Raw genomic sequence first — 17,067 nt, 5'->3', positions numbered from 1 at the left:
CCGCCCTTTCCCCCTGTTCTTTGCTGGAGGTCTGATGGGCCGCTACCTCATCCGCCGACTCATACAGGCGATCCCTGTACTGGTCGGCGCCACGTTCCTGATCTACCTGCTCACCTTCGCGATGCCCGGCGCTGACCCGATTCAGCTCCTCGCCGGCGAGAAGAAGGCAGACCCGCTCGTCGCCGCCATGCTGCGCGAGAAGTACCACCTGGACGACCCGTTCCTGCTGCAGTACTGGAACTACATCACCGGCGTGTTCCAGGGTGACCTCGGCGAGACCCTCACCGGGCGCAAGGTCACCGACCTGATCGGCGATGCGTTCCCGTACACGGTGAACCTCGCGATCTTCAGCTTCGTGATCGAGGCGGTCGTGGGCGTCGCGGCCGGCATCATGGCCGCCCTGCGCCGCGGCAAGTTCCTGGACCAGCTGGTCCTGATCTCGACCCTGATGGTCATCTCGATCCCCGTCTTCGTGACCGGCTTCGTCCTCCAGCTGACCCTCGGCGTCCAGCTGAAGAACAGCTGGGGCATCGAGCTCTTCTCCGTCTCCTTCAACGAGAACGACGGACTCCAGGCCTACCTCCTCCCGGCCTGGGTGCTCGCCTCGACCTCGCTCGCGTACGTGGCCCGACTGACCCGTACCAGCCTGATGGAGACCATGCGCGCGGACTACGTCCGCACCGCGACCGCCAAGGGCCTGCCCCGCCGCCGCGTCGTCGTCAACCACGCGCTGCGCAACGCGCTGATCCCGATCGTCACCTTCCTCGGCGCCGACCTCGGTGCCCTCATGGGCGGTGCGGTCATCACCGAGCGCATCTTCAACATCCACGGCCTCGGCGGCCTGCTCGCCCAGTCCGTCTACCTCAAGCAGGGTGCCGTCGTCGTGGGTGGTGTGACCCTCCTGGTCCTCATCTACCTCGTCGCCAACCTCCTTGTGGACCTGCTGTACGCCGTGCTCGACCCGAGGATCCGCTATGCGTGACACGAATACGGTGGAGGACTCGATGACCGACACCCAGACGGCCGTGGCCACCTCCGGGGGCAAGCGGGCCGGCAAGGTCCAGGACAAGAAGAAGAAGGACCGCGAGGCCAGCCTCTGGTCCGACGCGATCGACGACCTGCGCCGCAACCCGATCTTCATCATCGGTGCCGTGCTCGTGGTGTTCCTGCTGGTCATCGCAGCCGTGCCGCAGCTGTTCACCGACGGCAGCCCGTTCGACGCCGGCGCCTGCAAGCTGGAGGACTCGCTCAAGACCCCGAGCGCGGCCCACTGGTTCGGCTACGACATCCAGGGTTGCGACGTCTACACGCGTACCGTGTGGGCCGCCCGCAACTCCGTGATCGTCGGCGTCGTCACCACCACGCTCGTCCTGCTCGTCGGCGGCGCCCTCGGCCTGATCGCCGGCTGGGTCGGCGGCTTCGTGGACAGCGTCCTGTCCCGCTTCACCGAGATCTTCTTCGCCATCCCGCTGCTGCTCGGCGGCATGCTGATCATGTCCGCCATGCCCGGTAACGCCTGGACCGTCTCCCTGGTCCTCGCGGTCCTCGGCTGGCCGCAGATCTTCCGCATCATGCGGTCCTCGGTGCTGCAGAACAAGAACAACGACTACGTGGTGGCCGCCCGCGCCCTCGGCGCCGGCACCATGCGCATCACGATCCGCCACATCCTGCCGAACGCCGTCGCCCCCGTCATCGTGGTCGGCGCGATCAGCCTGGGTGTGTACATCTCCGCCGAGGCGGCGCTGTCCTACCTCGGTATCGGTGTCCAGCCCCCGGAGATCTCCTGGGGCCTGATGGTCAGCGACGCCTCGGCCCGCTGGCTCCAGGCACCGCACGTGCTGCTGTTCCCGTCGATCGCGCTGAGCATCACCGTGCTCGCGTTCATCATGGTCGGCGACGCGGTACGCGACGCCCTCGACCCGAAGCTGCGCTGAGGAAGGGCGTACGTTGACCACCATCGACAAGACCTCGAACGTCCCCGCGCCCCGTTCGGCGCCGGAGGGGACCCCCCTCCTCGATGTGCGCGACCTGCACGTCGAGTTCCACACCCGCGACGGTGTCGCCAAGGCCGTGAACGGCGTCTCGTACTCGGTGAACGCCGGCGAGACCCTCGCCGTCCTCGGCGAGTCCGGCTCCGGCAAGTCCGTGACGGCGCAGGCCATCATGGGCATCCTCGACATGCCGCCCGGCAGGATCCCCTCCGGTGAGATCCTCTTCCAGGGGCAGGACCTGCTGAAGCTCCCGGCCGAGGAGTACCGCAAGATCCGCGGCTCGAAGATCGCCATGATCTTCCAGGACGCCCTGTCCTCGCTGAACCCGGTGCACACCGTCGGCGCCCAGCTCGGCGAGATGTTCCGCGTGCACCGCGGCATGTCCAAGAAGGACTCGCTGGCCAAGGCCGTCGAGCTCATGGACCGGGTGAAGATCCCCGCCGCCAAGGCGCGCGTGGGCGACTACCCGCACCAGTTCTCCGGCGGTATGCGCCAGCGCATCATGATCGCCATGGCGATGGCCCTGGAGCCCGACCTGATCATCGCCGACGAGCCGACCACGGCCCTCGACGTGACGGTCCAGGCCCAGGTCATGGACCTGCTCGCGGAGCTCCAGCGCGAGATGAACATGGGCCTGATCCTGATCACCCACGACCTCGGCGTCGTCGCCGACGTCGCGGACAAGATCGCCGTCATGTACGGCGGCCGGATCGTCGAGACCGCCCCGGTCCACGAGATCTACAGCCGCCCGGCGCACCCGTACACCCGCGGCCTGCTCGACTCGATCCCGCGCCTGGACCAGAAGGGCCAGGAGCTCTACGCCATCAAGGGCCTGCCGCCCAACCTGCTCAAGCTCCCCACGGGCTGCGCCTTCAACCCGCGCTGCCCCAAGGCCCAGGACATCTGCCGCACCGACGTGCCCGTCCTGCACCAGGTGACCGAGCAGGACGGCACCGAGCTGCCGGGCCGCGGCAGCGCGTGCCACTTCTGGAAGGAGCAGATCCATGGCTGATCTCACCAAGCCCAAGGGCGAGCCGATCCTCCAGGTGCGCAACCTGGTCAAGCACTTCCCGCTGACCCAGGGCATCCTGTTCAAGAAGCAGATCGGCGCGGTCAAGGCCGTGGACGGGGTCTCCTTCGACCTCTACCAGGGCGAGACCCTCGGCATCGTCGGTGAGTCCGGCTGTGGCAAGTCCACCGTCGCCAAGCTCCTCATGAGCCTGGAGAAGGCCACCGCCGGCGAGGTCTTCTACAAGGGCCAGGACATCACCAAGCTGTCCGGCGCGGCCCTCAAGGCCGTCCGCCGCAACATCCAGATGGTGTTCCAGGACCCGTACACCTCGCTGAACCCGCGCATGACGGTCGGCGACATCATCGGCGAGCCCTTCGAGATCCACCCCGAGGTGGCCCCGAAGGGCGACCGGCGCCGCAGGGTCCAGGAGCTCCTGGACGTCGTGGGCCTGAACCCGGAGTACATCAACCGGTACCCGCACCAGTTCTCCGGCGGCCAGCGCCAGCGCATCGGCATCGCCCGCGGCCTCGCGCTCCAGCCCGAGATCATCATCTGCGACGAGCCGGTCTCCGCGCTCGACGTGTCGGTGCAGGCACAGGTCATCAACCTGATGGAGAAGCTCCAGGACGAGTTCAACCTCTCCTACGTCTTCATCGCGCACGACCTGTCCATCGTCCGGCACATCTCGGACCGCGTGGGCGTCATGTACCTGGGCAAGATGGCCGAGATCGGCACCGACGCCGAGATCTACGACCACCCCACCCACCCGTACACCCAGGCCCTGCTCTCCGCCGTGCCGGTGCCGGACCCGGAGGCCCGCGAGGGCCGCGAGCGGATCATCCTCACCGGTGACGTCCCCTCCCCGGCCAACCCGCCGTCGGGCTGCCGCTTCCGCACCCGCTGCTGGAAGGCCGAGGAGAAGTGCGCCACGGAGGAGCCGCTGCTGGCGATCCCGACGCGCTTCCAGGGCGCCGACACCCCGGCCGCGCACGAGTCGGCGTGCCACTTCGCGGAGGACCGCGCCGTCCTGGCCGGCTGACCTCCCCGTACGGCGTACGCGTCCCAGGGCGCCCGGGACCGGAGCAGCAGCTCCGGCCCCGGGCGCCCTCGGCGTTCCCCCGCCCGGCCGCCCGGCCCGCCCGGCCCGGAGGCCGGGGTCCAAAGTCCGTTGCGGCCGCGCCCCGGCGCCGCCGACAGTGGACGGATGACCACCGAGACGCTGACCGTCCGCCCGGCCGGGCCCGGGGACGCCCGGGACATCTGCGCACTGCTCAACGCCGTCGACGTCATCGAGATCGGCAGACCCGAGACCGACCTGGGCACCGTCGAGGCCGACCTCAACCATCCCGACGTGGACCTCGCCGCCGACTCCTGGCTCGCCTTCCAGGGCGGCCGGCTCGTCTCCTACGCCCTCGTCTGGGCCGACTCCGGCCCCGGCCGCGTCGACGGCGACCACTACGTCCTGCCCGGCCACGGCCGGGCGGCCCTCGCGCTGCTGCGGCGGATGGAGGACCGGGCCCGCGAGCTGGCCTCCGGCGCCGGCCCCGGCGCGCGGCTGCGGATCCAGCTCAACGTCCGGCCCACCCTCGACCTCGCCCTCCTCACCGGCCGCGGCTACCGCAGCGTGCGCCGCTACCAGGTGATGACCCGCCGGCTCTCGCCCGCCGCCGACCTGCCGCCCGCCCCGCCCGGCGGGCTCGCCCTGCGCGACTGCGCCGCCGACGAGGCCGACCGACGCCGCGCCCACGCCCTGGTGGAGGAGACCTTCGCCGCCCACTTCGGGCACGCCCACCGCACGTACGAGTCCTGGCTCGACCACATCGACGGCCGCTGCCTCGACTGGTCGCTCGTGTGGATCGCGAGCCTGCCCGGCGAGGGTGACGTCGCCGTCCTCGTCACCCGCGACGACCGCACCAGCATGGGCTGGATCGGCCACCTCGGCGTACGCGAGGACCTGCGCGGGTACGGCTTCGGCTCCCACCTGCTGCGGCACGCCTTCGCCGCCTACGCCGCCCGCGGCCGCGACACCCTGGGCCTCGGCGTGGACACCCTCAACGAGAGCGGCGCCCTCGCCCTGTACGAGGCGCACGGCATGGTCCTGCACTACGCCGTCGACACGTGGGAGCTCGCATTGCACCCCCAGGGGTGACAGGCGGGGGACGCGAGGGCACAAAAGGGCCAACCATGAGCGCACAGGACCCGACATGAGGTGACATTGCCCCTAAGTGAGTCCTGGTACCTCTAGGAGGCAGTCCATGCGCGGAGCCACCCACGCCAAGTGGGCCGCATGTGCGGTGGCCGTCGCCCTCGCGGCGACGGCCTGCGGCGGCGGGAGCGACAGCGGCGGGGGCGGCGGCGCGGCCGGGATCGTCAGCTCCTCCTGGGGTGACCCGCAGAACCCGCTGGAGCCCGCCAACACCAACGAGGTGCAGGGCGGCAAGGTCCTCGACATGCTCTTCCGGGGCCTCAAGCGCTACGACGCCAAGACCGGCGAGGCCAAGAACATGGTCGCCGAGAAGATCGAGACCACCGACGGCCAGAACTTCACGATCACCCTGAAGGACGGCTGGAAGTTCAGCAACGACGAGCCGGTCACCGCGCAGTCCTTCGTCGACGCCTGGAACTACGCGGCGGACGTGCGCAACAAGCAGAACAACGCGCCCTTCTTCGCCGACATCGTGGGCTACGCCGACCTGCACCCCGCCTCCGGCGAACCCAAGGCCAAGACCATGTCCGGCCTGGTCGTCAAGGACCCGAAGACCTTCACCGTCGCCCTCAAGTCCAAGTTCTCCACCTGGCCCGAGACCCTCGGCTACCAGGCCTTCTCCCCCCTGCCCAAGGCCTTCTTCACCGACCACTCCGCCTGGCTCGACAAGCCCGTCGGCAACGGCCCCTACACGGTGGACTCGTACACCAAGGGCACCGGCATGAAGCTGCGCAAGTGGGAGGGCTACCCCGGCGAGGACAAGGCGCAGAACGGCGGCGTCGACCTCAAGGTCTACACCGACAACAACACCGCCTACACGGACCTGATCTCCGGCAACCTCGACCTCGTCGACGACGTCCCCGCCCAGCAGCTGAAGAACGTCAAGAACGACCTCGGCGACCGCTACATCAACCAGCCGGCCCTCATCATCCAGACCCTCACCTTCCCCCTGTACGACCCCCAGTGGGGCAAGGAGGGCATGGAGAAGGTGCGCCGCGGCATCTCGATGGCCATCAACCGCGACGAGATCACCCAGCAGATCTTCCGCGAGACCCGCACCCCCGCCAAGGACTGGACCTCCCCGGCCCTCGGCGAGAAGGGCGGCTTCAAGTCCACCCTCTGCGGCGAAGCCTGCACGTACGACCCGAAGGCGGCCAAGGCGCTCATCCAGGAGGGCGGTGGCCTCCCCGGCGGCAAGATGACCCTCACCTCGAACGTGGACACCGGCTCGCACCGCGACTGGATGGACGCCGTCTGCAACAGCGTCAACAACGCCCTCGGCGAGGGCCCGGTCTGCACGGTCAACCCGGTCGGCACCTTCGCGGACTTCCGCAACCAGCAGAGCGCCTACAAGCTCACCGGCCCCTTCCGCTCCGGCTGGCAGGCCGACTACCCGCTGATCCAGAACTTCCTCCAGCCGCTGTACTACACCGGAGCCTCCTCCAACTACGGCAAGTTCAGCAGCCCGGACTTCGACAAACTCGTCGACCAGGCCAACCAGGAGACCGACGCCGCCAAGGCCATCGCCTCCTTCCAGGACGCGGAGAAGATCCTCGCCGAGCAGATGCCGGCCATCCCCCTCTGGTACCAGAACGGCAGCGCCGGACACTCCGAGCGGGTCTCCGACGTCGCCCTGAACCAGTTCAGCGTCCCGGTCTACAACGAGATCAAGGTCAGCTGACCCCTCCGACGGATCGATCCTGGAGCAGTCCATGGGACGTTACGTGATCCGGCGGCTGCTCCAGATGATCCCCGTGTTCATCGGCAGCACCTTCCTGATCTTCATCATGGTCTACGCGCTCGGCGACCCGGTCGCGGCCCTCTTCGGCGACAAGGCCCCCGACCCCGCCACGGCCGCCCGGATCCGCAAGGACCTCTACCTCGACCGCCCCCTGTGGGAGCAGTACGTCCACTACATGGGGCAGATCTTCAAGGGCGACTTCGGCACCGCCTTCAACGGCCAGGAGGTCACCGAGCTGATGGCCACGGCCTTCCCGGTCACACTGCGCCTGACTCTGGTGGCGATCTTCTTCGAGGTCGTCATCGGCATCACCCTCGGCGTGGTCAGCGGGCTGCGCCGGGGCAAGGCCGTCGACACCACCGTGCTGGTGCTCACCCTCGTCGTCATCTCCGTGCCCACCTTCGTCACCGGATACCTCATCCAGTTCGTCCTCGGCGTCAAATGGGGCTGGGTACGCCCCACCGTCTCCGCCAACGCCCCCTTCGGCGAGCTGATCCTGCCCGGCCTCGTCCTCGCCCTGGTCTCCCTCGCGTACGTCACCCGGCTCTCACGGACCTCCATCGCCGAGAACGTCAAGGCCGACTACGTCCGCACCGCCGTCGCCAAGGGCCTGCCCCGGCGCAGGATCACCACCCGCCACCTGCTGCGCAACTCCCTGATCCCGGTGGTCACCTTCATCGGCACCGACATCGGCGCCCTGATGGGCGGCGCCATCATCACCGAGCGGATCTTCAACATCCACGGCGTCGGCTACCAGCTCTACCAGGGCATCCTGCGCAACAACTCGCCCACGGTGGTCGGCTTCGTCACCATCCTCGTCATCGTCTTCCTGGTGGCGAACCTGCTCGTCGACCTGCTCTACGCGGTCCTGGACCCGAGGATCCGTTATGCCTGAGCCCGAGCGCCCGGAGCGCCCCGAGCGCCCCGAGCGCCCCGAGGGCCCCGGAGGCTACGACCCGGTGGGCCCCCGCCCCGGCGAGGCCATGTCACCCACCGGCCAGGGCGGGGTCATGGACCTGGCCCTCCAGGAGGCCGAGAGCGTGGAAGGCGTCGCCGTCGCCGAGGAATCCGGAGCGTTCGGAGCGGCCGGAGCCCCGGGCCCCCGGCACAAGGCCCGGTCCCTGTGGTCCGACGCCTGGCACCAGCTGCGCCGCAACCCCGTCTTCGTCGTCTCGGCGCTGATCATCCTCTTCCTCGTCGTCATCTCCCTCTGGCCCCAGCTCATCGCGAGCGGCGACCCCCTCCAGTGCGACCTGTCCAAGTCGCAGCAGGGCTCGGCCCCCGGCCACCCCTTCGGCTACGACACCCAGGGCTGCGACGTCTACACCCGCACCGTCTACGGCGCCCGCGCCTCCATCACCGTCGGCATCTGCGCCACCGTCGGCGCCGCCGTGCTGGGCTCCGTACTCGGCGGACTCGCCGGCTTCTTCGGCGGCTGGAGCGACTCCCTGCTCTCCCGCGTCGCCGACATCTTCTTCGGGATCCCCGTCGTCCTCGGCGGCCTCGTCTTCCTGTCCGTGGTCACCAGCACCACCGTGTGGCCCGTCGTCGGCTTCATCGTGCTGCTCGGCTGGCCCCAGCTCGCCCGCATCGCCCGCGGCTCGGTGATCACCGCCAAGCAGAACGACTACGTCCAGGCCGCCCGCGCCCTCGGCGCCGGCAACGGGCGCATGCTGCTGCGCCACGTGGCCCCCAACGCCGTCGCCCCCGTCATCGTCGTCGCCACCATCGCGCTGGGCACCTACATCTCCCTCGAAGCCACCCTGTCGTTCCTCGGCGTGGGTCTGCGACCGCCCACGGTCTCCTGGGGCATCGACATCTCCAACGCCGCCACCCAGATCCGCAACGCCCCGCACATGCTGCTCTGGCCGGCGGGCGCCCTGAGCGTGACCGTGCTCGCGTTCATCATGCTCGGCGACGCGGTGCGCGACGCCCTCGACCCCAAGCTGCGCTGAGGAGTGTGAGCCGCCAGATGCTGCTCGAAGTCCGGGACCTGCACGTCGAGTTCGTCACCCGGGACGGTGTGGCCAAGGCCGTCAACGGGGTGAACTACTCGGTGGACGAGGGTGAGACCCTCGCCGTGCTCGGCGAGTCCGGCTCCGGCAAGTCGGTGACGGCCCAGGCCGTGATGGGGATCCTCGACGTCCCGCCGGGCCGGATCGCGGGCGGCGAGATCCTCTTCAAGGGCCGGGACCTCCTGAAGGCGAAGGAGGAGGAGCGCCGCAGGATCCGCGGCGCCGAGATGGCGATGATCTTCCAGGACGCGCTGTCCTCCCTCAACCCCGTGCTCAGCGTCGGCGCCCAGCTGGGAGAGATGTTCGAGGTCCACCGGGGGGCTTCCCGCAAGGACTCCCGGGCCAGGGCCGTGGAGCTGATGGACCGGGTGAGGATCCCCGCCGCGAAGCAGCGGGTGGGGGACTACCCGCACCAGTTCTCCGGCGGCATGCGCCAGCGCATCATGATCGCCATGGCGCTGGCCCTGGAACCCTCCCTGATCATCGCCGACGAGCCCACCACGGCCCTCGACGTCACCGTCCAGGCCCAGGTCATGGACCTGCTCGCGGAGCTCCAGCGCGAACTCAACATGGGCCTGATCCTGATCACCCACGACCTCGGCGTCGTCGCCGACGTCGCCGACAAGATCGCCGTCATGTACGCGGGCCGGATCGTCGAGGCCGCCCCGGTGCGCGAGATCTACGCGTCGCCCGCCCACCCCTACACCCGGGGCCTGCTCGACTCGATCCCGCGCCTGGACCAGAAGGGCCAGGAGCTCTACGCCATCAAGGGCCTGCCGCCCAACCTGCTGGCCATCCCGCCCGGCTGCGCCTTCAACCCGCGCTGCCCGATGGCCCGGCCCGTCTGCCGGGGCGAGGTCCCGCCGCTGGCCGACGTCGCCCCCGACCGGGCCAGCGCCTGCTTCTTCTGGAAGGAGTGCCTCGGTGCCTGAGCCCATCCTGGAGGTCCGCGACCTCGTCAAGCACTACCCGCTGACCCAGGGCATCCTCTTCAAGAGGCAGGTCGGCGCGGTCAGGGCCGTCGACGGGGTCTCCTTCGCCCTCGCCCCGGGGGAGACCCTCGGCATCGTCGGCGAGTCCGGCTGCGGGAAGTCCACCGTCGCCCGGATGCTGGTCAACCTCGAGCGCCCCACCGCCGGCGCGATCTCCTACAAGGGCGAGGACATCACCAAGCTCTCGGGCCGCGCCCTGAAGGCGGTGCGCCGCAACATCCAGATGGTGTTCCAGGACCCGTACACCTCGCTGAACCCGCGCATGACGGTCGGCGACATCATCGGCGAGCCGTACGAGATCCACCCCGAGGTGGCCCCGAAGGGCGACCGGCGCCGCAAGGTCCAGGAGCTCCTGGACGTGGTCGGCCTGAACCCGGAGTACATCAACCGGTACCCGCACCAGTTCTCCGGCGGCCAGCGCCAGCGCATCGGCATCGCGCGGGGCCTGGCCCTCCAGCCCGAGGTCATCGTCGCGGACGAGCCCGTCTCCGCGCTGGACGTCTCCGTCCAGGCCCAGGTGGTCAACCTGCTGGAGCGGCTCCAGGACGAGTTCGGCCTCTCGTACGTGTTCATCGCGCACGACCTGTCCATCGTCCGGCACATCTCCGACCGGGTCGGGGTGATGTACCTGGGGCGCGTCGTCGAGATCGGGACGGACACCCAGATCTACGACCACCCCACCCACCCCTACACCCAGGCCCTGCTCTCCGCCGTGCCCGTGCCCGACCCCGGGGCCCGCGCCCACCGGGAGCGGATCATCCTCACCGGCGACGTACCCTCCCCGGCCAATCCGCCGTCGGGCTGCCGCTTCCGCACCCGCTGCTGGAAGGCCGAATCCCGCTGTGCGACGGAGGTCCCCGCGCTGGCCGTCCCGCAGACCCTCCCGCCGGGGCCGGCCGCCCATCCCTCGGCCTGCCACTTCGCGGCCGAGAAGCAGGTGGTCCCGCCGCCGGGCGAACTGCCGCCCTCGCCGGCTCCTCTGACGAAGGAGTAGCGAACGGTTTCGGACGCCCGGGTCGGCGATCATTTCCAGCCACCCCGCGTGCGGTCGCCCGGTCGGGCCGGCTGTGACCCAACACGCTTAACACAGGGGCAACTTGACCGTTTCTGCCCCGAGATCTGGGGCATGCAGTCTGGGTCGTGCGCGGCCGTGCGGGTGCCGACAGCCGGCCGGGAGGGCGTGAAGCCCTCCCGGCCGGTCTTCGTGTGCCCCCGGCCGTGCGCGGCATGCGCCCCTCGTGCTGCCGGAATTCGATCGATGCGCTGGTACGGATAGTTATGATCCGTAGCGCACGGTGGGTATGAATTCGCCGAGCAAGAGTACGCATACCGATGTCCGCTCGACGTGGAGGTGAAACGCCGTGGCACTCTCGATCTCGGCCGTGGTGCTGCTGGCGATCGTCGTCTTCCTTCTGGTCCGGAGGTCGGGACTGAAGGCGGGGCACGCGTTCGTCTGCGTACTGCTCGGGTTCTACCTGGCGAGTTCCACGGTCGCACCCACCCTCAGCCAGCTCACCTCCAACGTGGCGAGCATGATCAGTGGCCTCAAGCTGTAGGGGGTGTCTCGCAGGCCAGGCTGGGCTCGCGGCGTCTGGCACCGCGCCTCGCCGCGTTCTCGTCGGTCGCCAATGCTCCGCATTGTCTCCCTCCTCGGCCTTGCGATGCACGGCGCCAGACGCCGCTCCCTGATCCAGCCTGGCCTGCGAGACACCCCCTCGGCCCTGCTCGTAGGGTGGACCCATGAACGGTCTTCCCGCCCGTCGTCTGCTCCTCGTGCACGCGCATCCGGACGACGAGTCGATCAACAACGGCGTCACCATGGCCAAGTACGCGGCCGAGGGTGCCCACGTCGCGCTGGTGACCTGCACCCTCGGCGAGGAGGGCGAGGTCATCCCCGCCGAGCTGGCCCACCTGGCGCCGGACCGCGAGGACACCCTCGGCCCCTTCCGGGCCGGCGAGCTCGCCGCCGCCATGAAGGAACTCGGGGTCGCCGACCACCGCTTCCTCGGCGGCGCCGGCCGCTTCCGGGACTCCGGGATGATGGGCGCCCCGCAGAACGCCCGCCCCGGCTCCTTCTGGTCGGCCGACCTCGACGAGGCCGCCGGGTACCTCGTGGAAGTGATCCGGGAGCTGCGCCCGCAGGTCCTGGTCACCTACGACCCCGACGGCGGCTACGGCCACCCCGACCACATCCAGGCCCACCGGGTCGCCACGCGCGGCGCGGAGCTGGCCGCCGACGCCGCGTTCCGCCCCGAACTCGGCGCCCCGCACGCCATCGCGAAGCTCTACTGGAACCGCGTGCCCGCCCCGGTCGTCGAGGAGGGCTTCGAACGGCTACGCGCGGCCGGCGTCTCCTTCCCGGGCACCGCGTCCCCGCAGGACGTGCCGGGCGTGGTGCCCGACGAGCGGATCACCGCCGAGATCGGCGACGAGGGCGACGCCACGGTGCTGGTGGCGGCGAAGGCGGCCGCCATGCGGGCGCACGTCACCCAGATCGCCGTGGACGGCCCCTTCTTCGCCCTCTCCAACGACCTGGGCCAGCCCCTGTTCGCCCGGGAGTACTACGAGTTGGCCGCGGGCCGCTCCGGCGCGCCGGCCGGCGAGCGCGAGCGGGACCTCTTCGCGGGGGTGGAGGCGTGACCACCGCGCTGACCCCCGGGCGGATCGCCGCCCTCCTCGGCCTGTTCGTCCTCGGCACACTGACGGGCGCGGCCGGCTGGCTCGTGGTCGACCTGTGGTTCCCGGCCGGGCTGCTGCTCGCGCTGCTGGCCCTCCTCGGGCTGTTCCTCGCGGGCCGGCTGACGGTCGGAGGGGGCCTCGGAGTGGGCGCCCCGGCGGCCGGCTGGTTCCTGTCCTACGTCCTCCTCGGTGTCCCCCGCCCCGAAGGGGACTTCCTGCTCGGTTCCTCCGGAATCGGCATGTACGCATACCTTTTGGGGGGAAGTGCGGCCGCTGTGATCTGCGCCACGATGCGCGGCCCCGCCCAAGGTCCCGTTTCGGCCTCGGGATCCCGCGGATGACGGGCCGCTGAACTCCCGCATCCGTCCGATCGGGGACGGGTTGCGGGGGTTTGACGGACCCTCGCCCGGGGGCGTGCGGAAGCAGAAGAGGAACCTGGGATTCCTGGCCGACAGTTGTGCCCGGGCGGCGGCCAGTATGGTGGACGGGCCGCCGAGCTGCCCGAGCACGGAATGACGGGCGGCGGAGCCAACCGGGAGAACCTGCCTTGAGTCGTGAAACCGACAGTTCGTCCCCCGGGCCCCAAGGGCACGGTGGAGCCGCCTACCCCTCGGGTACGCCGCCGTATGGAACCGGCCAGTATCCGTCCGTGCCATCCGGTCCCGGCGCCGCGACCGTCCCGGAGGAGAACCCTGTGACCTCGAAGCCGTCCACGCCCGACACCGACACCGACGGGCCGAAGACCGAGACCCACCTGACGACCCGGATCCGGATCAACATCCCCGGATCCCGGCCGATCCCGCCCGTGGTCGTGCGCAAGCCCGTCAAGGACGGCGCCCAGGACGCGTCCCCGGCCGCCGCCGGCCCGGCCCCGGACGCGGCCGCGCGCACGCCCGAGCGGCGACCCGCGCAGGGTCGGCCCGCGGCCTCGGCGCCCGCGCTGCCCGCGGCACCGGCCCCCGCGCCCGAGCCGGCCCCCGCGCCCGCCGAGGCGCCGGCCGGCGGATGGTTCGCCCCGCGCAAGGCCGTGACGCCCCCGCCGACCGCGACGCCCCCGGCCGGCGTGCCCGTCGGCGGCCCCGGTGCGGCCGGCCCTGGTGCGCCCGGCGGTCCCGGCGCGCCCGGGCCCGGCGCGAGCTACGGCTCCGGCGTGCCCGGCACCGGCGCCGGCTTCGCGCCCCCCGCCGAGCCCGGACGCCCGCAGCCCCCGGCCGCGCACGGCAGTGGAGCCGGCTTCGCCCCGGCCCCCGCCGTCGGCGGACCCGGAGTCGGCGCGCCCCAGGGGTACGCCGGGTACGACAACGGGCCCGTCACCGAGCCCTTCCCCGCCTTCCCGGAGCCCGCCGGGCCGACGGGCGGACCCGCGCTGGGCACCGTACCCGTCGGCGCCGAGGCGCCCCCGAGCTGGCCCGGCCCGGAGGCCTTCGACACCCCGGCCCCCGCGCCCGTGCCCGCCCCCGGCCCGGCCGCCCCGCCGCCGGGCCCGAAGCCGCCGCGCCAGACGACGCCGCCGCCCGCCCCCGCCGGCAAGTCCGGCAAGGCCGCCCCGGCCGGCAAGCCCGCCAAGAAGAAGGGCCGCTCCAAGCTGGTCCTGCTCGGCGGCGGCATCGTCGTCCTCGCCGGCGTGGCCTACGGCGCCGGCCTGCTCATGAACCACTCCGACGTCCCCAAGGGCACCACCGTCCTCGGCGTCGACATCAGCGGCAGCCGCGACGACGCCGTCGCCAAGCTCCAGACCGCCTTCGGCAAGCGGGCCGCCGCGCCGCTCCAGCTCAGCGTCGGCGGCAAGCAGGTCGAACTGAAGCCCGAGAAGGCCGGCCTGACCCTCGACAGCCAGACCACCGTCCGCAACGCCACGGGCAGCGACTACAACCCCGTCACCGTCATCGGCTCCCTCTTCGGCGTCGAGCGCACGGCCACCGCCGTGATGCCGGTCGACGAGGAGAAGCTGCGGGTCTCCCTCCAGGAACTGGCCGGCGCCGCCGGCTCGGCCTCCGAGAGCACCATCAAGTTCGACACCGGCAAGGCCGTGGCCGTCCTCGGCAAGGCCGGCGAGGGCCTCGACGTTGACGCCTCCGTCGACAAGGTCACCAAGGCCTTCCGCGAACTCGTCGCCAACGGCAAGTCCCCGACCGTCCAACTCCCCGTCGCCAAGAGGGAGCCCACGGTCACCCAGGCCGAACTGGACCGCGCCATGAAGGAGTTCGCCGAACCCGCGATGTCCGGCGTGGCGACCGTCAAGGCGGGCACCAAGTCCATCCCCTTCGGCCCCAAGTCCCTGCCGAAGATCCTCAGCATGACGGCCGTGGACGGACGCCTCGTCGAGAAGTACGACCTGGAAGCCCTCAAGGCCACCTACGGGAACGCCTTCGACGGGGTCCTGATCACCCGGGGCACCGGCGCCAAGACCCCCGTCACCCCGCAGGACGTGGCGGGCGCCCTCGGCAAGGCCCTCATCGGCAAGACCCCCGCCGAACGGACCGTCACGATCGACACCAACGCGAACTGACGGCCCACGACCGCGCGGCGATGCCCCTCCCCGGCCCCCTGGGAGGGGCATCGCCGCATCCGGAACCCCGCCCCACCAGGCATGTCACCCCCAGCGCATGACATCCGTCATGCCGGAGTCACGACCCGCGACACTGCCGCACCCACCCCCGCACGGGCGAACCTTGGGGCATGACGACGACGACCGCGGCACACCCCGCCGCCCCGGGCCCCGCAGACGGAACCGGCGACACCGCAACCGTGGTGTCCTTCCAGAACGTGACCAAGAGCTACGGCAAGGTCCGGGCCGTCGACGGACTCTCCCTCGCACTCCACCCGGGCGAGACCGTTGCGCTCCTCGGCCCCAACGGCGCCGGCAAGTCCTCCACCCTCGACCTGCTCCTCGGCCTGCGCCCCGCCGACTCCGGCACCGTCAGCCTCTTCGGCACCACCCCCCGCGAGGCCATCGCCTCCGGCCGGGTCGGCGCCATGCTCCAGAGCGGCGGCCTCATGGAGGAGGTGACCGTGCGCGAGCTCGTCACCCTCGGCTGCGCCCTGCACCCGCGCCCGTACCCCGTCGACGAGGTGCTCAGCCGGGCCGGGATCGAGGAGATCGCCGGCCGGCTCGTCAACAAGCTCTCCGGCGGCCAGGAGCAGCGCGTGCGCTTCGCCCTCGCCACCGCCGGCCACAACGACCTGATCGTCCTCGACGAGCCCACCACCGGCATGGACGTCACCTCCCGCCAGGCCTTCTGGGCCACCATGCGGGAACAGGCCGCCCAGGGCCGCACGGTCCTGTTCGCCACCCACTACCTGGAAGAGGCGGACGCCATCGCCGACCGCGTCCTCGTCCTCAACAAGGGCCGGCTGCTCGCCGACGGCACCGCCGCCGAGATCAAGGCCAGGGCCGGCGCCCGCAAGGTCGCCTTCGACCTCGACGGGCCGGTCGACGAGCAGGCGCTGCGCGCCCTGCCCGGCCTGACCGCCTTCGACCTCACCGGCCGCTCCGTACGGCTCCAGTCGCGCGACGCCGACGCCACCGTGCACGCCGTGTACGCGCTCGGCCTGCGCCCGCGCAACCTGGAGGTCGCCGGCCTCGGCCTGGAACAGGCCTTCATCGCCCTCACCGAGGCCGAGGAGGCCACCCGATGACGAACACCGCCACCACCGCCACCACCGCCAACTCCGTCAGCACCGGCACCCTGCGGCTGGTCAGGCTGGAGATCACCCGCGCCCTGCGCAACAAGAAGTACCTGTTCTTCACCGTCCTCTACCCGGCCGCCCTCTTCCTGATGCTCGGCGGCACCCTGGACGGCACGACGAAGGTCATGGGCACCGAACTGACCATGCCCGCCTTCTACATGGTCGCCATGGCCTCCTTCGGCGCCCTCACCGCCGTGCTGGTCGGCAACAGCGAGCGCATCGCCAAGGAGCGGGAGAAGGGCTGGGTGCGCCAGCTGCGGCTGACGGCCCTGCCCGGACACGGCTACGTCCTCGCCAAGACCGCCAGCGCCGGCGTCCTGTCCCTGCCGTCCATCCTGGTCGTCTTCGCCGTCGCCGCCGGGGCCAAGGGCGTACGGTTCGAGGCCTGGCAGTGGCTCGCCCTCACCGGCTCGATCTGGGCCGGCAGCCTCGTCTTCGCCGCGCTGGGCGTCGCCATCGGCTACCTGGCCAGCGCGGACAACGTCCGCCCCATCACGATGCTGATCTACTTCGCCCTGGCGATCCTCGGCGGCCTGTGGATGCCCACCGCGAACTTCCCGCAGTGGCTCCGCGACATCTGCGAGTGGCTGCCGACCCGCGCCTACACCGGCCTCGGCCAGGCCATCGAGCTCGGGGGCGCGCCGCACGCCAAGGACGTGGCGATCCTCGCCGTGTACTTCGTACTGTTCACCGGTGCGGCCGCCTGGCTGTACCGCAAGGACTCGCTGAAGGCCTGAGGAC

General features: G+C 71.0%; 16 protein-coding genes. All 16 read left to right on the top strand.

Annotated elements, in window-relative coordinates:
• The first annotated feature begins 34 nt into the window (after positions 1–34).
• The 16 genes from ABD973_RS10720 to ABD973_RS10645 all read left to right on the top strand — a co-directional run bounded on the left by ABD973_RS10720 (position 35) and on the right by ABD973_RS10645 (position 17,063).
• The gene (locus ABD973_RS10720) at positions 35–982 is read left to right on the top strand and encodes an ABC transporter permease (protein ID WP_125597100.1); all 948 of its coding nucleotides are present in this window, start codon (positions 35–37) and stop codon (positions 980–982) included.
• Entirely contained in the window at positions 975–1,934 is a 960-nt protein-coding gene (locus ABD973_RS10715) for an ABC transporter permease (protein ID WP_125822389.1), read from the top strand. Before ABD973_RS10720 ends, ABD973_RS10715 begins: the two co-directional genes overlap by 8 nt.
• A 13-nt stretch (positions 1,935–1,947) precedes the next feature.
• Complete coding sequence (locus tag ABD973_RS10710) at positions 1,948–3,003, top strand: ABC transporter ATP-binding protein (protein ID WP_125597106.1); 1,056 nt, start codon at positions 1,948–1,950, stop codon at positions 3,001–3,003.
• Positions 2,996–4,042 (top strand): ABC transporter ATP-binding protein, encoded by a 1,047-nt coding sequence (locus ABD973_RS10705; RefSeq protein ID WP_125597109.1) that lies wholly within the window; start codon positions 2,996–2,998, stop codon positions 4,040–4,042. The genes ABD973_RS10710 and ABD973_RS10705 overlap by 8 nt, the downstream gene beginning before the upstream one ends.
• Before the next feature lie 165 nt (positions 4,043–4,207).
• Positions 4,208–5,152: a GNAT family N-acetyltransferase gene (locus tag ABD973_RS10700; RefSeq protein WP_345499999.1), complete on the top strand. Its 945-nt coding sequence runs from the start codon at positions 4,208–4,210 to the stop codon at positions 5,150–5,152.
• A gap of 106 nt (positions 5,153–5,258) precedes the next feature.
• Positions 5,259–6,890, top strand: coding sequence for a peptide ABC transporter substrate-binding protein (locus ABD973_RS10695; protein WP_125822391.1), 1,632 nt, complete (start codon positions 5,259–5,261; stop codon positions 6,888–6,890).
• Positions 6,891–6,921: 31 nt separating this feature from the next.
• Entirely contained in the window at positions 6,922–7,845 is a 924-nt protein-coding gene (locus ABD973_RS10690; RefSeq protein ID WP_125597117.1) for an ABC transporter permease, read from the top strand.
• A complete protein-coding gene (locus ABD973_RS10685) occupies positions 7,838–8,905 on the top strand; it encodes an ABC transporter permease (RefSeq protein WP_345499995.1) in 1,068 nt (355 codons plus the stop codon). Before ABD973_RS10690 ends, ABD973_RS10685 begins: the two co-directional genes overlap by 8 nt.
• 17 nt (positions 8,906–8,922) lie before the next feature.
• Positions 8,923–9,897, top strand: a complete 975-nt coding sequence (locus tag ABD973_RS10680) for an ABC transporter ATP-binding protein (protein WP_125824152.1) — start codon at positions 8,923–8,925, stop codon at positions 9,895–9,897.
• On the top strand, positions 9,890–10,951 hold the full coding sequence (locus ABD973_RS10675) for an ABC transporter ATP-binding protein (RefSeq protein ID WP_125597126.1): 1,062 nt from the start codon (positions 9,890–9,892) through the stop codon (positions 10,949–10,951). The genes ABD973_RS10680 and ABD973_RS10675 overlap by 8 nt, the downstream gene beginning before the upstream one ends.
• A gap of 367 nt (positions 10,952–11,318) precedes the next feature.
• Positions 11,319–11,513: a hypothetical protein gene (locus ABD973_RS10670; RefSeq protein WP_045952243.1), complete on the top strand. Its 195-nt coding sequence runs from the start codon at positions 11,319–11,321 to the stop codon at positions 11,511–11,513.
• A gap of 184 nt (positions 11,514–11,697) precedes the next feature.
• Entirely contained in the window at positions 11,698–12,597 is a 900-nt protein-coding gene (mshB, locus tag ABD973_RS10665; protein ID WP_345499989.1) for an N-acetyl-1-D-myo-inositol-2-amino-2-deoxy-alpha-D-glucopyranoside deacetylase, read from the top strand.
• The gene (locus ABD973_RS10660) at positions 12,594–12,977 is read left to right on the top strand and encodes a DUF6113 family protein (protein WP_125822394.1); all 384 of its coding nucleotides are present in this window, start codon (positions 12,594–12,596) and stop codon (positions 12,975–12,977) included. Before mshB ends, ABD973_RS10660 begins: the two co-directional genes overlap by 4 nt.
• A 206-nt stretch (positions 12,978–13,183) precedes the next feature.
• Entirely contained in the window at positions 13,184–15,145 is a 1,962-nt protein-coding gene (locus ABD973_RS10655; RefSeq protein ID WP_425586085.1) for a hypothetical protein, read from the top strand.
• Between the two features lie 170 nt (positions 15,146–15,315).
• Entirely contained in the window at positions 15,316–16,275 is a 960-nt protein-coding gene (locus tag ABD973_RS10650; RefSeq protein ID WP_260613886.1) for an ABC transporter ATP-binding protein, read from the top strand.
• Positions 16,272–17,063 carry an ABC transporter permease gene (locus tag ABD973_RS10645; RefSeq protein ID WP_125599811.1) on the top strand — a complete coding sequence of 264 codons (792 nt, stop codon included), beginning with the start codon at positions 16,272–16,274 and terminating at the stop codon, positions 17,061–17,063. The genes ABD973_RS10650 and ABD973_RS10645 overlap by 4 nt, the downstream gene beginning before the upstream one ends.
• The last annotated feature ends 4 nt before the right edge of the window (positions 17,064–17,067 follow it).

The sequence above is a fragment of the Streptomyces racemochromogenes genome (assembly GCF_039535215.1).
In the GTDB taxonomy this organism is placed as follows: Bacteria; Actinomycetota; Actinomycetes; order Streptomycetales; family Streptomycetaceae; genus Streptomyces; species Streptomyces racemochromogenes.
The sequence above is the reverse complement of the archived record's forward strand: the minus strand, read 5'-3'. Positions and strand labels throughout refer to the sequence as shown.

Bases quoted from the DNA above. Each gene is read 5' to 3' on its own strand.
- ABD973_RS10720 (WP_125597100.1), top strand. From the start codon at position 35: ATGGGCCGCTACCTCATCCGCCGACTCATACAGGCGATCCCTGTACTG.
- ABD973_RS10715 (WP_125822389.1), top strand. From the start codon at position 975: ATGCGTGACACGAATACGGTGGAGGACTCGATGACCGACACCCAGACG.
- ABD973_RS10705 (WP_125597109.1), top strand. From the start codon at position 2,996: ATGGCTGATCTCACCAAGCCCAAGGGCGAGCCGATCCTCCAGGTGCGC.
- ABD973_RS10700 (WP_345499999.1), top strand. From the start codon at position 4,208: ATGACCACCGAGACGCTGACCGTCCGCCCGGCCGGGCCCGGGGACGCC.
- ABD973_RS10695 (WP_125822391.1), top strand. From the start codon at position 5,259: ATGCGCGGAGCCACCCACGCCAAGTGGGCCGCATGTGCGGTGGCCGTC.
- ABD973_RS10690 (WP_125597117.1), top strand. From the start codon at position 6,922: ATGGGACGTTACGTGATCCGGCGGCTGCTCCAGATGATCCCCGTGTTC.
- ABD973_RS10685 (WP_345499995.1), top strand. From the start codon at position 7,838: ATGCCTGAGCCCGAGCGCCCGGAGCGCCCCGAGCGCCCCGAGCGCCCC.
- ABD973_RS10680 (WP_125824152.1), top strand. From the start codon at position 8,923: ATGCTGCTCGAAGTCCGGGACCTGCACGTCGAGTTCGTCACCCGGGAC.
- mshB (WP_345499989.1), top strand. From the start codon at position 11,698: ATGAACGGTCTTCCCGCCCGTCGTCTGCTCCTCGTGCACGCGCATCCG.
- ABD973_RS10650 (WP_260613886.1), top strand. From the start codon at position 15,316: ATGACGACGACGACCGCGGCACACCCCGCCGCCCCGGGCCCCGCAGAC.
- ABD973_RS10645 (WP_125599811.1), top strand. From the start codon at position 16,272: ATGACGAACACCGCCACCACCGCCACCACCGCCAACTCCGTCAGCACC.